This is a genomic window from Larkinella humicola, from assembly GCF_008727875.1.
In the GTDB taxonomy this organism is placed as follows: domain Bacteria; phylum Bacteroidota; class Bacteroidia; order Cytophagales; family Spirosomataceae; genus Larkinella; species Larkinella humicola.
Genome location: NZ_VTWS01000001.1, coordinates 1023994 through 1038735 on the forward strand (window position 1 = coordinate 1023994; position 14742 = coordinate 1038735).

The following is a 14742-nucleotide window of genomic DNA, read 5'->3' on the forward strand; positions in this document are numbered from 1 at the left end:
AAGCCGGTTTCTAAAAAACGTACTGAACTGTAAAAGCCGGTGAGGTGGTCACCTGCAACCCCTGCAGCCACAGCCCGTTTTTCAACTCATTGTTCTGGGTCTGCTTGCTGACATTGAGGTTTAACAGGTTGGCTTCCGCAATGAAATTCTGCCCGATCAGGTAAGCTAACCCGGCATTGAGTGTTCCCCCGGCGGTGTGGTTAATTTGTTCTTTCGGAAACGGGTCCTGCTTAAAGGAGTAAGCGGAATACGTGAACGTCGCTCCGACATACGGACGAAGCCGGGTGTTGGACAAGTAGGCCCGAACGTACGGTGCAAAGCCCAGGCTGGTTTCGCTGGTGAAGTTGGCGCCCTGGTTCTTGCTCCAGGTGATCGGAACCGAAAGACCTACTAAAAAATTATTGGCGACAAAAAAGCCCAATGCCGGAGCGGCAATCAGGCTTTGGGATTCAAAAGTCCGAAGGTTTACGTCTTCTTTCGATCCCGAAAACACCACACTCGCCCCAACCGTAAACCGCCCGGCGCGGGCCTGGGAGCCAACCGTTGGAGGTGTTGCCGCCTGAATGTCCCGTTCCGACCGCGTCCGGCCGGTCATGTAGATCAACCCTGCCGTTAACCCGCTAAACGTGAAAGGGAATATGGTGCTGTTGGTCGAAACTTCCATTCCCCAACGGCCATCCAGAAAATAGACGCCCCCGATCTGGGTGAAGGGCGAAACCTGGTAGGTATTCGTACGGTTTTCGCTCCGGATGCTTGTTGCGGCATCATACACTTCCTGACGATATTGATCAAGACTGCCGCCGATGCCCCCCCCGGCATAGATTCGCCAGTTGTTGGTGCCCCAGTATTTTCGGACAAAAGCCGACAAACCACCCCTCGTATACTGCTGATTGAGCGGAATGGTATTGGCATTCACCTGTTTGTAATGAGAACCGCTGACGGCTAGCCCCAGCATCCAGTTGTTTTGCAGGAAAACGCCATGGTTGATGGAAAAAGTGAGTTGAGGACTTCGCCGGGTGTAGCCGTTGGGGTAGTCTCCCGCCAGTTGCGTAGTGTTGATCTGCAGAGTACCGCTCCAGAGAGCCCGGCCCGGTTCGGTTTGGGCAAACGAGAGTTGGACAAGCAGGAGGGAGAAAGACAGAGTAGCCGTGAATTTCATAAGAGGTTGAGTTACGGAAAGAATAGAGCAATAATAATACCGGTTCAACATTCCCAAACCAATCTGCCGCAATTCCTATCAACTTCAAAAAAAATAGGCTGAACTTGCGTCCAGCCTATTCGAAATCGTATCTTAATTGTTCTTAATTCAGCTTATTCGGTTACCTGCTCATGCTTCTTCACCGTGATGGTCAGGTTCTCGGCATTCTCCTCGTAGTCGGCCATAATCACATCACCTTCCTTAAGATCGCCTTTCAGAATCTCTTCTGCGACGGGATCTTCCAGGAACTTCTGGATCGCCCGGCTTAACGGACGTGCGCCATACTGAGGGTCATATCCTTTTTCTGAAAGGAAATCCTTCGCTTTTTCCGTCAGTTCAACTTTGTAACCCAGGCTTGTAACGCGACCAAGCAGTTTGCCCAGCATCAGGTCGATGATCTTGTGAATATCTTCGCGTTGCAGCGAGTTGAACACGATCACATCGTCCAGACGGTTCAGGAATTCCGGCGAGAAGGCTTTCCGAAGCGCATTCTGAATTGTGCTCTTCATGATCTCGTCCTGGTTTTCGGACTTGCCACGGGTGGCAAAACCAATCCCGGAACCAAAATCTTTCAGGTCACGAACCCCGATGTTCGAGGTCATAATGATGATGGTGTTCCGGAAATCGACCCGGCGACCCAACCCATCCGTCAAAATACCGTCGTCAAGCACCTGCAACAGAATGTTAAACACATCCGGGTGGGCTTTTTCGATCTCATCCAGCAGAACCACGGAGTACGGTTTCCGACGGATTTTTTCCGTCAACTGACCGCCTTCTTCGTAACCCACATAGCCCGGAGGAGCGCCGACCAGACGGCTTACGCTGAATTTCTCCATGTATTCCGACATGTCGATCCGCACCAGCGCATCGTCTTTGTCGAAGAGGTAGGAAGCCAGTACTTTCGCCAGTTCCGTTTTCCCAACCCCGGTTGGGCCAAGGAAGATGAACGAACCGATGGGTTTCTTCGGATCTTTCAATCCGACGCGCGTCCGCTGAATGGCTTTCACCAGTTTCTGAACCGCCTTGTCCTGACCAATAACACGACCAGTCAATTGCTCGGCCATGTTCAGCAACTTGGCGCCTTCGTTGGTGGCTACGCGGCTGGTCGGAATACCGGTCATCATGGCGACAACCTCGGCCACGTTTTCTTCCGAAACCGTGTACCGTTTCTTCTTGGTTTCTTCTTCCCAGGCCAGTTTGGCACGGTCCAGTTGATCAATCAGGCGTTTTTCCTTATCGCGAAGCTGGGCGGCTTCTTCGTATTTCTGGCTTTTCACCACCTGATTTTTCTCCTTCTTGATGTTCTCGATGCTGTCTTCCAGCCGCAGAATATCTTCGGGAACCGAGATGTTGGAGATGTGTACGCGGGCACCCACCTCATCCAGAACGTCGATAGCTTTATCGGGCAAAAACCGGTCAGAGATGTACCGCTCCGACAGTTTTACGGCCGCTTCCACCGCTTCCTGGGTGTAGTTGACGTGGTGGTGATCTTCGTACTTATCCTTGATGTTGTTCAGGATTTCGATGGTTTCTTCAACCGACGTGGCGTCGACCATCACAACCTGGAACCGACGGGCCAAAGCACCGTCTTTCTCGATGTACTGGCGGTATTCGTCCAGCGTGGTGGCACCAATACATTGAATGTCGCCCCGCGCCAAAGCCGGTTTGAACATGTTGGAGGCATCGAGCGAACCCGAAGCACCACCAGCACCAACAATGGTGTGGAGTTCATCGATGAACAGAATCACTTCCGGCGATTTTTCCAGTTCGTTCATCACCGCTTTCATGCGTTCTTCAAACTGCCCGCGGTATTTGGTACCGGCGACTAACGAAGCCAGATCCAGGGTTACCACGCGTTTGCCGAACAGCACCCGCGATACTTTTTTCTGAACGATCCGCAGCGCCAGGCCTTCCGCAATGGCAGTTTTACCAACGCCGGGCTCACCAATCAAAATCGGGTTGTTCTTTTTCCGGCGGCTCAGAATCTGAGCGACGCGTTCAATTTCTTTTTCACGGCCAACAATCGGGTCAAGTTTACCCAATTCGGCAAGTTTGGTTAGGTCACGTCCGAAGTTGTCCAAAACCGGCGTTCTCGACTTTTCAGACCCTTTCGGATCTTTTCCCGACCCGGAGCTGCTGCTACCGAACATTCCGCGGTCGTTGTCGTCGTCGTCCGTTTCGGGGCCCATGTGCGGACGTGTACCGGAGGATTGATATTCCAGCATTTCCTTTATTACCTCGTAGTTGACATTAAATTTGTTCAAAATCTGGGTGGCCACATTGTCCTCATCACGAAGAATCGACAGGAGCAGATGCTCGGTGCCAATCAGCGGACTCTTGAAGATTTTTGCTTCCAGGTACGTGATCTTGAGTACTTTTTCAGACTGGCGGGTGAGTGGTATATTGGCCAGATTTTTGACATTGTTGGTTGCGGTTCCTTTGGTCGCCTGCTCAATCGTGACACGCAGTTCATCTAAAGAAATGCCCAATTTTTTCAATAACCCAACGGCTACCCCCTCGCCTTCCCGAATCATACCCAGCAGCAGATGCTCTGTACCTATGTAGTCATGACCCAGACGCAGGGCTTCCTCTCTGCTGAGCGAGATAACTTCTTTAACTCGGTTCGAAAATTTAGCTTCCATTCGCTTAGGGTTGTATCGTACTTAGTTGCGTCTTTTCGTAGTAACGAAAAATTTTTCGGTATTGTTCACGGGTTGAGAGACTGCTTTAAAACGTCGGTGGCGGCTGTTCCCTGGCAGAAAATCAAATCCAGAATGCTAAGGTCAGGTACAAATACATTGCCAAAGTTCTGCTGATACGAAACCGGGTGGTAAAACCTGCCATTTTGTTCATCGTTCCGATCAGCAATTTGGCCATGGGCGTCCAGAACTTCGCTACCTACCTGTTTTTCAAAGGCTTTTGTCATCGACAGCGTCTTTTGCCAGCGCAGCCATTTCAGACACAATGTCAGCAGTTCGAGATTCAGGTCAAACAGAAAGACCCATTTTCTGCGAAATACTGCTTCAAGTTCATCAGCATAATACTCAAAAAAAGGAGCTTTGCTGTAAGCCGTCACCAAACATCGCCAGTGACGATCGGTCCAGGCCTGACGGTCATCGATCCGCACATCACGAATCGATTGCTTATGCGTACCATTGCGTACCGGAACCGTCAGTCGGTCGATGCCATTTGCCGTCAGGACATAACACCGATTTCTGTAACTTTGCTTTCCATAATGCTCGGCTGCTTCCAGCCAAACGGTATCGAAGGGTAAGAGGGCGGTGAAATAGGTCAGGCTGGGCAGATAGTGCAATTCAATCCGAATTCCCTGACTTAGTTGACCAACGTGGTACTTTTCCAATATACTCGACGCGTTGATAGCACCAAATAAATGAATTTCGTATTGAACAAGCAAACGGTTTCGCAAAATTTTAATTTGGCGGTATGCTTTTGCGAACCGGACTATCCTTTTTCGAATGACACTATCCTTTTTTCGTTTCCTTTCCAGAATTCCGATTGCTGCCCTGTATGTGGTTGCCGACGTTTTGTACTATGTACTGGCCTATGTGATCCGCTACCGGAAAACGGTGATCGACACCAACCTAAAACGCTCATTTCCTGAGAAATCGGATACGGAACGCCGGCAGATCGCTAGAAAATTTTACCGCAATTTCGCAGACGTTTTGGTGGAGACGTTCAAGTTACCGGGTATGTCAGCCGACGAGTTACAAAAGCGGGTGCACTTCACCAATAAAGAGCTGGTGCAGGACCTACTGGCTCAGGGGCAGGCGGTTTTGATTATGGCGTCGCACCAGTGCAACTGGGAATGGGCGCCCTCCGCTTCCGTCGTGAATGGCATGCCAGCCGATGCCGTCTATAAAAGACTGGCCAGTCCCGTTTCAGAGCAGCTGGTGTATTCCATTCGCTCGAGCTTTGGGGCCAAACCGGTGCCTATGAAAGCCCTGCTCCGCGAGATGGTGACCCGGCGGAATGAACCGCGGCTGATTGCCCTCGTCGCCGATCAGATTCCCGACCAGCCCGAGTATGGCTACTGGACCTCTTTTATGAACCAGGAAACACCGTTCTATCCGGGTACGGAACGCCTGGCCCGGAGTTTTAGTCTTCCGGTTTTTTACATTGAGATGCAACGCATCCGACGAGGTTATTACACGATGACGTTCTACCCTATTGCCGAACCGCCGTATCTGGCCCTACCGGAAGGAGAAATCCTGAACCGGTACCGCGACCTGCTGGAAATAACGCTCCGGAACGCTCCCTCCGACTGGCTCTGGTCACACAAACGCTGGAAGCACCAACGGGACAAGTACGTGAAGACGCAAGTGAAGTGGTAAAAAAATGAATTTAATGGAAGCCTGAAAGGCTTGACTCCCTTAACCCTTAGCATCGCCCCGGGCTGCCAAAATAATTACCTCCCGCAGACCAACAAAGCCTGAAAGGTTTGCCTCCCTCAACTCCGGGCATCGCCCGGGGCTGCCAGAATAATAGCCTCCCGCAGCCCCATAAAGCCTGAAAGGCTTGCCTCCCTTAACCCCGGGCATCGCCCGGGGCATCCCCAGTCCAACGATCATCATGGAGGGCAGGGAAAGCGGGGCGACGCCCGGAGTTACGGGAGGCAAGCCTTTCAGGCTTTATGGGAATAGTATTTATTGATATTGGATGTAGAGCGGTTTGGGATCCAGGGCCAGCACCTCTGCCGGTTCCATCACATGCGGGGCTTTGTGGTTCGAACGGTGGTCGACCTTCTTCAAATCGTTGTAATAGAACAATTTGAAACCGGTATACTGTACGGGTTCTTTCACAATGTAATCGCGGTACGAATCGATTTTCAGGGAAGGAGGCCCCCAGCCGTCCATATCAATCACAATGGCAACCCGTGGATCGAGCTTGATGTTCTTGTAGTTGGTGACCATGCGCTGCGTGAACCGGTGAACCACCAGGACCTTAGGCGGAATGTTGTTTTCTTTCACTACCCGGCTTAAAAACTGAACCGCATCATTGACGTCAGCCGCATCGTAGGTTCCAATTCGGGTTCCCGGACGGGCGCCCGTTTTCATCGAGAACTCAGGATCGATGCCGAGGTGGACATACGGCAGCTTCAGGTATTTTTCAAGAAAAGCCATCTCACCTTTCAAATCCGCCAGACCCACCTGAATGTCCAGAAACACAATTGCTCCGTGCTGGGCACCCCAGCTAATCACTTTGCGAATCGTTTTATCACTCATCCGCAAGCGGTATTTTCCGTCTTTCTGGGGTGTTCCCTGAGCCGAGATGGCCACCAGATGGAGTGCCTTCTGAATGGGTTTCGACGGATCGGCTTTTTGCCAGCGTTCCGCTTCCCGATCCAGTTTCTGCAACATTTCCTTGCGGGGAAACTCACCCAAAATGCCCATTCTCTTGGAATGTGGGTTGCCGTAAAAGGCCAGAATTCGGTGTTTCGGCAGCAGCGTGTCGGGTAAGGTACCAGCAAATTGCAGGGTGTCGGCTTTTAAAGGGTCTTTTTCTGTCGTATCAACCGCTACTGCCGCGGTTGGGGTTGGGGCTGGAACCGAGTCCGTTAACGGAGCCGGGGTTTGAACCGCCGTGCTGTCGGATTTTTTCGTTTCGTCTCCGCTTCCGTTGCTGCCCGAGCAGCCTGTTAATGCGTTGAATTGAATTAGAATTGAAGTAATTGCAACCAATTTCCATGCCGTTCGGCACGACTTACACCCTCCGTTTACCACTGTGCTTTGATGAATAAATGTGAACTGTTCCCTACCAACGAACCGCAGTTCGTGTCCCTTTGAAAAAATTAAATACAGATTAAAATCCGTAGTTGCACCAAAAATAGAAACTCTGTAGGAAAACGGAAGAAAAAATCTGAAATTAATGAGCAACAGGTGCGTTTTTCTTCAATCTGAAAAACAGGTTACTCTTCAATTTCTCCCAATCCCCGCCGAACGATTTCGAAGTCATCGGTGGTGGCATCGATGATGGTCGAGGGGATGTTGCCGCCCATACCGCCATCAATGACCAGATCGACCAGGTGTTGAAACCGCTCGAAAATGATTTCAGGATCGGTAATGTATTGGACAATATCGTCGTCGTCTTTGATGGTCGTCGTAATGATGGGATTGCCCAGCTCCTTTACAATGGCCCGCGGGATGCTGTGGTCCGGAATCCGGATGCCCACCGTCCGCTTATTGGTGTGCAGGATTTTGGGCACCCGGTGGCTTACATCCAGAATAAAAGTGTAGGGGCCGGGCAACAGACGTTTCATCATTTTGAAGGCCAGGTTGCTGACTTTGGCATAATCGGCAATGTGGCTTAAATCGTGACAGATAAACGAAAAATCATTTTTCTGCGGTTTGATGCCTTTGATTCGGGCAATGCGTTCGATGGCTCGGGTATTGTGAATGTCGCAACCCAGCCCATAAATAGTATCGGTTGGGTAAATAATGACGCCACCATCGCGCAGGACATCAACGACATGGCGAATTTTTCGCTCTTCAGGGGTATCGGGGTGAATCCGTAAAAACTCGGCTGACATAAGTTTAATCGCTTACTGGCTTAACTAAGCTGACGCATTTTGGTTGCAAATAACAAGGTCGGAAGACAAAAGAGAAGAGAAGTATGAATAAAGACGAAGGTGATGCCTTCCTTTTCTCTTTCGCTGCTCATCTCAGTCGCAGAGCCTTCCATGCTTGTCAAACCAATAACCGAACAGCACCCTTACCGCTCTGGCGGTTTTGCAGCCAGTGGGTATACCGCCGGTAAAGCGCGTTGACCGGAATGTGCCATTTACAAAGACGCAGAATCAGGGCTGTTTGAAAGTCGGGCTTCACTATAAATTCCAGCAATTCTTTAAACCGGAACGCGAGTTCAAACTGCTCGGCGTAGAAACACTGCCGGATAAACCAGCGAATGCGTCCAGCCAGCGCCTGGTATTCTTCCGTTGTCTGGCATTGATCAAAGGCCTTGTAACACACTTTCAGCGTCGAACTCAACAGGGAATTCTGCCGGTCAGTAAACAACGTCGACAGGGAATGACGGACCATTCGTTTGCTTGTCAGCACTTCGTCCTGGTAGTGATAGCGGTAATTCCGGGCCGTGCGCACCCAGAAATCAAAGTCCTCATAGCTCAGCGATTCGTCGTAACCACCCAGACTTTCCAATACATCTTTGCGCATCATCATGGTGGGCGTAGAGACGAAATAGGAAGTGAGTATTTCCTTGAACACCCAGCCCGAAGGCACATTGATGGTAGACAAGCCGCTGGCATCGATGGGATAATGGTAGCCCGTCAATTGACCGTCTTCGTCAATGTAGGCGGCATTACTAAAGATCACTGCGTAATCCCCCGCCAGCCGCTCGAAACCGGCCACCTGCCGGGCAATTCGCTCACGGTGCATCACATCATCGGCCGACAGGTCAATGACATACTTTCCTTTGGCCAGTTTGAGCCCCTGGTTAAATGCCCGACAAATGCCCAGGTTCTCGGAATTGCGAATCAACTGAATATGGGGGTATTGCAATCGGAGTTCTTCCACCCGGGCGACTGTTTGATCCCGGCTGTGGTTATCGATGACAATCAGCTCAACCATGGGATACGTTTGGTCAAGAACGGATTGAAGTGACTCGGTAATAAATCGTTCGTGGTTGTAACTGGTACAAATTACCGTTACCAGCGGCCTGAGCGACGACAGGTAATCCGCTAGCAGGCCCTGCGATTCCACGACAAGAGTTTCAGCCATGATGATGATGAAGGATAGGTAATTATCGGACAAAGAGACCGTAACTCTTTACGCGACAATAGTATGGATTATTCAAACCATAAATGCAACATTTTTTAGCGAACGGCGAGGGCAAAAAAGGCAGATCCGTGAAACCGCATACTAAGTATTCGCTGGAACTGGCACGGTTTTTATACTGATTGTCAGCAAGAAACGGTCAGAGTTCTTGCCGAGAGCTTGGCTTCTGATTAGTTTGGGTTAGGGTTATTGTAAATGCTCTCTAAGCGGTTTGGGGAGCATTTATTGTTTTGTCCCCCACCTGCGGGTTTTTGTCGCCCTCCAGTTGATACAGAGCCACATTCAGATCAAAGCCGATAATGAGCAGGAGGCAGACCAGGTTGATCCAGATCATCAGCACAATGAGGGTTCCGATGGAACCATACAGTTTGTTATAGGAGCCAAAATTGGAGACGTAAAAGGAAAAACCATAGGTAGTTAGCACCACCAGAACAGAGGCAATGAGACAGCCGGGATTGACAAATTTCCACTTCATGTCGATGTCGGGCGCAAACTTGTAGATCATCGAAATGGCGGCAACAAAAACCGCAAAAACCACCAGATACCGTGCGATGTTCAACAGGGTCGTCACCACCACATTATCCAGAATCCTGATGTGCATCAGATAGTCTGTCAGAACCCCCCCGACGACAAGCCCTGCAATGGCCAGAAACAGGGCTACGGCCAGCATGATGGTTAATCCCAGGGCAATCAGCCGGGTTTTCAGAAAACCGCGCCGTTCACCGGTTTTGTGCGACGAGTTAAACGCCATCATCAGCGACAGAATCCCGTTGGTGGCAGCATAGAGTGCGAGCAAGAAACCAAACGACAGCACATTGCTCCGCGGTCGGCTGATGATGTCATAAATCGTCGTTTTAACGGTTTCGTAGGTAGAAGCCGGCAACACCTGTGAAAAAAAATCCATCACCTGTCCTTCCAGATTCGGAATCGGGATCATCGGAATCAAGGTAAACAGAAAGATGATAGCCGGAAAAACCGCCAGGATCAAACTGAATGCCACCGACGCAGCCCGCTCGCTGGTATCGTTGTCGGTCACCTTCGGAATAAAACACTTGAGAAAATCGAACCAATTCTGCCGCGAATCAAAGGCCTGGTGCTTTTGCAGGTAAATAATAACCCGTTGCACCGCATTGTACCGCATCAATTTTTCCAACATGATGAAGATTCGTTACTGGACGAAAATTAAACCGTCGTTTCAAAAAAAGGTTTGAGTTTTTCGTTGAGTTCAGCCGGCGATTTGGTCAGCCGGCCCGTGACCGTCATCATAAAAACCAGCGTGGTTTCGCCCGTGTTCAGGTGCTCGCCGTTCTGGTTGTAAATATCATAGTGAAAAACAATCCGCACGCCGGGCATTTCCTGAATCGACACGCGAATCGTCAGCAAATCGTCGTACCGTGCCGGGCGCAAATACCGCGACCGGTTTTCATACACGGGCATCATCACGCCCGACGCTTCCATTTCCTTGTAATGAAACCCCAGACTCCGCAAGGCCTCCACCCGACCGATTTCGTAATACCGGGCGTAATTACCGTAATATACATACCCCATCTGGTCGGTGTCGGCATACCGCACTCGAATGGGTGGAACGTCGTAGGTGAACATTTTTTCTTAGACAAGAGCGGTGAGATAAAAGCGTAAAGACTTCGTGGGCTTTTTCTAATCTTTCTTCTCCTGTCCCACCTCTTTATTCTGCATCCTTACTTCATAATTCCCCGTTTGTTCAACTCCGCGTGGTAAATTCGGGCGTTGTTGATGTGCTCCTCGTAGGTTTTGGCGAAGGTGTGATACCCGGAAAAATCACTTTTTGCGACGAAATACAGGTAATCGTGGTTCTCGTGATTCAAAACCGCATCGATTGAGCTGAGCGTCGGCAGGTTGATCGGCCCCGGTGGCAGTCCTTTAAACCGGTAGGTATTGTACGGTGAATCAATGAGTTTGTGAACGTTCAGTACCCGGCGGATGGAGAAATCGCGGTGGGCAAAAACTAGGGTCGGGTCGGCTTCCAGCAGCATCCCTTTTTGCAGACGATTCCAGTATACACCGGCTACGCGCGGTTTTTCGTCGTTCTTTTTGCTTTCCGATTCCACGATGGACGCCAGTGTCTGCACCTGGGTTTGGGTCAGCCCCATGTTCTTTGCCTTTTGCTGGCGCTCCGGCGTCCAGAATTTCTTGTATTCTTTCCCCATCCGATCCAGAAAATTAGTGGCACTGGTGGTCCAGAAAAATTCGTAGGTATTCGGCAGGAACATGCACATGATGGTCGTGGTGTCGAAACCGTATCGTTCACACACCGCCGGGTCTTTCAGCAGCGAGTCCAGGGGTTGCGGGCCGAATTCGAATTTGCTGCCCAGTTTGGCAATCAGTTCGTCTTTCAACCGGATGTTATTGAACGTAAGCTTCATCGGATCCTGAGCACCCGATCGCAGTTTCCGAATCGCGTCCTGGTTGCTCATCTCCTTTTTGATCACATACCGGCCATTCTTCACGTTGTCGGTGTATTTCATGAAACGGGCCAGAAACCGGAACGACATTTTATCGTGCACTACATCGTGGGCATCAAGCGAATCCATGACGGTTTTGAACGTCGCCCCACGTGGGATGAACAACTCAAAATCCTTGTCGTTTTCACCCACCTGCAAATTGGGCGTTTTGAAAATCTGCCACCCGTAAAATGAAAAGGTGGCCAGTAAAACCGATGCAATAATCAGAATTGCCGTTACAACTGTGCGGGACATACAAAAGTGAATGCGTTTTTAGCTTCTGGTTCACAGTCCGCCAAAGACCGCAAGCCATTGGTAGTCAAAACTCTACACCAAAAGCCTTAAACTATGAACTATAAATCCTAAACTGATTTTAGTGCAAAGGTAGCAAGGAAGGCGATTTCCTGATAACAAATCATTTTTTTGCCGCTGCCGGTTTCTGAACGTTCCGGTAATTGGATAAATTGACCAGCAAAACCCCCACCAGAATAACCGCCAACACCAGCACTTGGCGCACCGGAATCGACTCGTTGGCAAACAGCCAACCCAGCAAACCGCAATCACAGGATTTACGTACGCATACCTGCTGACAATATCCGGTAGTCGGACTTTCATAAGTCAATAATATTTTTGGTATGGTTAATCACCAAAGCTATTTTATTCAACAATAACATCCGTTTCCAGCGGTTCGCTTTCCTGTAACACTCCATCTACATCTTTGTATTGCATGGTGATTAAATAACGACCGGATGGAATATCACTTGGCATGTTAAAGTAATTAGGCCCTAACTCATAAATGGAGTCTCTTGTGAGAATATTGAGCAGATATGTTTTCGTACCGTCGGTTATTGAGGTTAATTTTATACTGGGTGAGCTATTTGGCAAAACCGGGTAGCAAGTAATATAATTCACCGGCATATTTCTCTTCAGAATTATTGGCACTCCAGAGCTTGACCAAAAAATAACTGGTTGCTCTTCGGTTTCCCGCACAATCAGTCTCTTTTCTTTCTCCTGAAGTTTCCCTTCAGAATACACCTTATAGTAATATTGACCAGCTTTAAGATTTACTGGCAAGGGCAATGACCCTTCCCGCCCACTCGGATCGTTTAATACTGGCTTCATCCGATGGCTTTCTTTGGTGCGATGATGCCAAATTTCTACCTCTATTTTTGCCTGTGGATATAAATTTGCCCCAACTAATTTTATATCCTTCGGACGGGGAGTTAGGATGATTTCATTCAGATATGCGACATAAGGTGCCCCAGCTTTCAGCAACACACGAAGTTGATTGGTTGTTTTCCGGCCGTTTTTCTTTCGTAGCTGAACACTATATTCACCAAGTGGCGCATTTGCTGGAATTCTGCATAAATCAATAGTGGCAAAATTATACCAGCAACTAGGGCCACTTTCGACAAATTGATTACCCGATTGTGTATTAGTAAAAACAATATCGGCTGTTCTATTGTCGCCATCTGAAAAATTATAAATGGGAATATTGCTCAAAAAACTGCCACCAAAATTTGCCTCAATCTCGATTACCTTATCCTTAGAAGCAAAATACATATCCTCATTCTGCTTAATTACTACCCGATAAGTCCTTTCAATATTTCCTTTTCTGATAACGGCTGTATGGTTATCATATTCAAGATCGGTAGTGGATACACCTCCCCAGCTATGCGAAAGCGTGCCTGAGCAAAAATTAATCACATCGGGCTGACTGCTTGCCCATTCCGCTTTATCCTGGATTGTGAATTCAATCTTTTTAGTCAGATTGATTAAATCGGCTGGAACAGTAACGATAATCTGATTTTTCTTATGGTCGATTTCTATATTTTCATCTGGAATTCCGGGGATCGATGCACTCAGTATTTTGGGGCCTAAACGTAGCTCCTCAGCAATTGCGGGTATCGCTTTCTCCTCGATGCCACATCCGGCGAGAGTCAAAACCACAAGCACTAAAATCGATGATGTTGCTTTATTAATCAGTTGGTGGGATACGGTTTTCATAAAAGCGGACGATTTATTTGTATGTAAAACTAACCATCCAGCCCTTCTACTCCAAACCGCTCCGCCAATTCCCGTAAACTCTGCATCACCGGTTCAATCAGCGGTAATCCGTTTGCACCGCGCTCGGCTTCCATGTCGCGCTCCGGGTCGCCGGGGATGAGCACCTGCTTGCCTTCAACGGCGCGGGCGTTGCGGAACGCGCCAATCCAGTTGTCCATGTGCTGCTTGAATTCATCGGCGGGTCGGAACGCGTCGATGCGCATGGCACCGAAAAAGTGACCGGTTCCGGCCCCAACGCCTTCCTGAGCGGCCATGAAACCGGCAGTGGCAAAGGGCGGCACCCAGGGACCGTAATTGGCGCCCGACAACACGCCGGAAAAAATATCGACAATGGCACCCAACCCGTAACCTTTGTGACTACCGTGTTCGCGGTCGGAACCCAGCGGCAACAATGCGCCACCGTTTTTGATCGGATTTGAGTCCGTCGATGCCTGGCCCTGCGCATCCTGTGCCCAACCCAGCGGGGCTTCCTGGCCTTTCCGCTGAAGGATCTCCATCTTTCCGTAGGCGACAGCGGTTGAAGCAAAGTCGGCAACGAAAGGCGGTTGGGTCAGGGCGGGCACGGCCACCGCAATCGGATTGGTTCCCAGCAATTTATCGAGTGAAAACGTGGGGGCTACGAGCGGAGCGGCATTGGTCATGGTCATCCCGATCATATCGTGTTCGAGGGCCAGCATGGCGTGATACCCGGCAATGCCGAAGTGATTGGAATTCCGGACGGCCACCCAGCCCGTGCCGGCCACCCGCGCTTTTTCAATGGCAATCTGCATCGCTTTCGGCCCGACGACCAGCCCAACACCCCGGTCGCCATCCACCACGGCCGTCGACGGCGTTTCGTGAACGACCTGAATTGCGGGCGTCGGATTCAACCGGCCGTGATCATACAGACGGACATACCCCGCCAGCCGGGCTACACCGTGCGAATCGACTCCACGAAGATCAGCCTGGACCAAAACCGTGGTCGCCAGGTCGGCGTCGGCGTCGGAAAAGCCTATTTTCAGAAAAACCTGTTTGGTAAATGCCTTAAGTTGGTGAACTGGAATCATTTGAGTAGCGGTAACAACCGGAAATTTGCGCCCGGTATGGCGGTTTTTACGAACTATTCGCTAAATCGAAACCGCTTTGGCCCGACTTTTTTTTGCAAAAATAGCCGACAGACTAAACGAAACCGCTCCGAACGGTATCTATA

13 protein-coding genes are annotated in these 14742 nt (G+C 49.9%); 1 reads left to right on the top strand and 12 read right to left on the bottom strand.

Features of this window, described 5'->3' with window-relative positions; all coding sequences use genetic code 11:
• Positions 1 to 10: 10 nt before the first annotated feature.
• The 3 genes from F0P93_RS04380 to F0P93_RS04390 all read right to left on the bottom strand — a co-directional run bounded on the left by F0P93_RS04380 (position 11) and on the right by F0P93_RS04390 (position 4613).
• Complete coding sequence (locus tag F0P93_RS04380; protein ID WP_150875068.1) at positions 11 to 1159, bottom strand: hypothetical protein; 1149 nt, start codon at positions 1157 to 1159, stop codon at positions 11 to 13.
• Positions 1160 to 1311: 152 nt separating this feature from the next.
• Positions 1312 to 3840, bottom strand: coding sequence for an ATP-dependent Clp protease ATP-binding subunit (locus F0P93_RS04385; protein ID WP_150875069.1), 2529 nt, complete (start codon positions 3838 to 3840; stop codon positions 1312 to 1314).
• A 65-nt stretch (positions 3841 to 3905) separates the two neighbouring features.
• The gene (locus F0P93_RS04390; protein ID WP_225309370.1) at positions 3906 to 4613 is read right to left on the bottom strand and encodes a WbqC family protein; all 708 of its coding nucleotides are present in this window, start codon (positions 4611 to 4613) and stop codon (positions 3906 to 3908) included.
• 61 nt (positions 4614 to 4674) lie between these two features.
• On the opposite strand from F0P93_RS04390, the gene F0P93_RS04395 reads away from it, so the two are divergent.
• On the top strand, positions 4675 to 5550 hold the full coding sequence (locus F0P93_RS04395) for a lysophospholipid acyltransferase family protein (RefSeq protein ID WP_150875070.1): 876 nt from the start codon (positions 4675 to 4677) through the stop codon (positions 5548 to 5550).
• 312 nt (positions 5551 to 5862) lie between these two features.
• On the opposite strand, the gene F0P93_RS04400 is transcribed toward F0P93_RS04395, so the two are convergent.
• The 9 genes from F0P93_RS04400 to F0P93_RS04435 all read right to left on the bottom strand — a co-directional run bounded on the left by F0P93_RS04400 (position 5863) and on the right by F0P93_RS04435 (position 14599).
• The gene (locus tag F0P93_RS04400; protein WP_225309371.1) at positions 5863 to 6897 is read right to left on the bottom strand and encodes a hypothetical protein; all 1035 of its coding nucleotides are present in this window, start codon (positions 6895 to 6897) and stop codon (positions 5863 to 5865) included.
• 227 nt (positions 6898 to 7124) lie between these two features.
• Positions 7125 to 7745: an L-threonylcarbamoyladenylate synthase gene (locus tag F0P93_RS04405; RefSeq protein WP_150875071.1), complete on the bottom strand. Its 621-nt coding sequence runs from the start codon at positions 7743 to 7745 to the stop codon at positions 7125 to 7127.
• Positions 7746 to 7902: 157 nt separating this feature from the next.
• Positions 7903 to 8949 carry a glycosyltransferase family 2 protein gene (locus F0P93_RS04410; protein WP_150875072.1) on the bottom strand — a complete coding sequence of 349 codons (1047 nt, stop codon included), beginning with the start codon at positions 8947 to 8949 and terminating at the stop codon, positions 7903 to 7905.
• A gap of 259 nt (positions 8950 to 9208) precedes the next feature.
• Positions 9209 to 10162: a YihY/virulence factor BrkB family protein gene (locus F0P93_RS04415; protein ID WP_150875073.1), complete on the bottom strand. Its 954-nt coding sequence runs from the start codon at positions 10160 to 10162 to the stop codon at positions 9209 to 9211.
• 26 nt (positions 10163 to 10188) lie between these two features.
• Complete coding sequence (locus F0P93_RS04420) at positions 10189 to 10608, bottom strand: acyl-CoA thioesterase (protein ID WP_150875074.1); 420 nt, start codon at positions 10606 to 10608, stop codon at positions 10189 to 10191.
• A 95-nt stretch (positions 10609 to 10703) separates the two neighbouring features.
• A complete protein-coding gene (gene mltG, locus F0P93_RS04425; protein WP_150875075.1) occupies positions 10704 to 11741 on the bottom strand; it encodes an endolytic transglycosylase MltG in 1038 nt (345 codons plus the stop codon).
• A gap of 160 nt (positions 11742 to 11901) precedes the next feature.
• On the bottom strand, positions 11902 to 12039 hold the full coding sequence (locus F0P93_RS31430; RefSeq protein WP_191908722.1) for a hypothetical protein: 138 nt from the start codon (positions 12037 to 12039) through the stop codon (positions 11902 to 11904).
• A 104-nt stretch (positions 12040 to 12143) separates the two neighbouring features.
• The gene (locus tag F0P93_RS04430) at positions 12144 to 13493 is read right to left on the bottom strand and encodes a hypothetical protein (protein WP_150875076.1); all 1350 of its coding nucleotides are present in this window, start codon (positions 13491 to 13493) and stop codon (positions 12144 to 12146) included.
• Between the two features lie 29 nt (positions 13494 to 13522).
• On the bottom strand, positions 13523 to 14599 hold the full coding sequence (locus tag F0P93_RS04435; protein ID WP_150875077.1) for an Ldh family oxidoreductase: 1077 nt from the start codon (positions 14597 to 14599) through the stop codon (positions 13523 to 13525).
• Positions 14600 to 14742 lie beyond the last annotated feature (143 nt).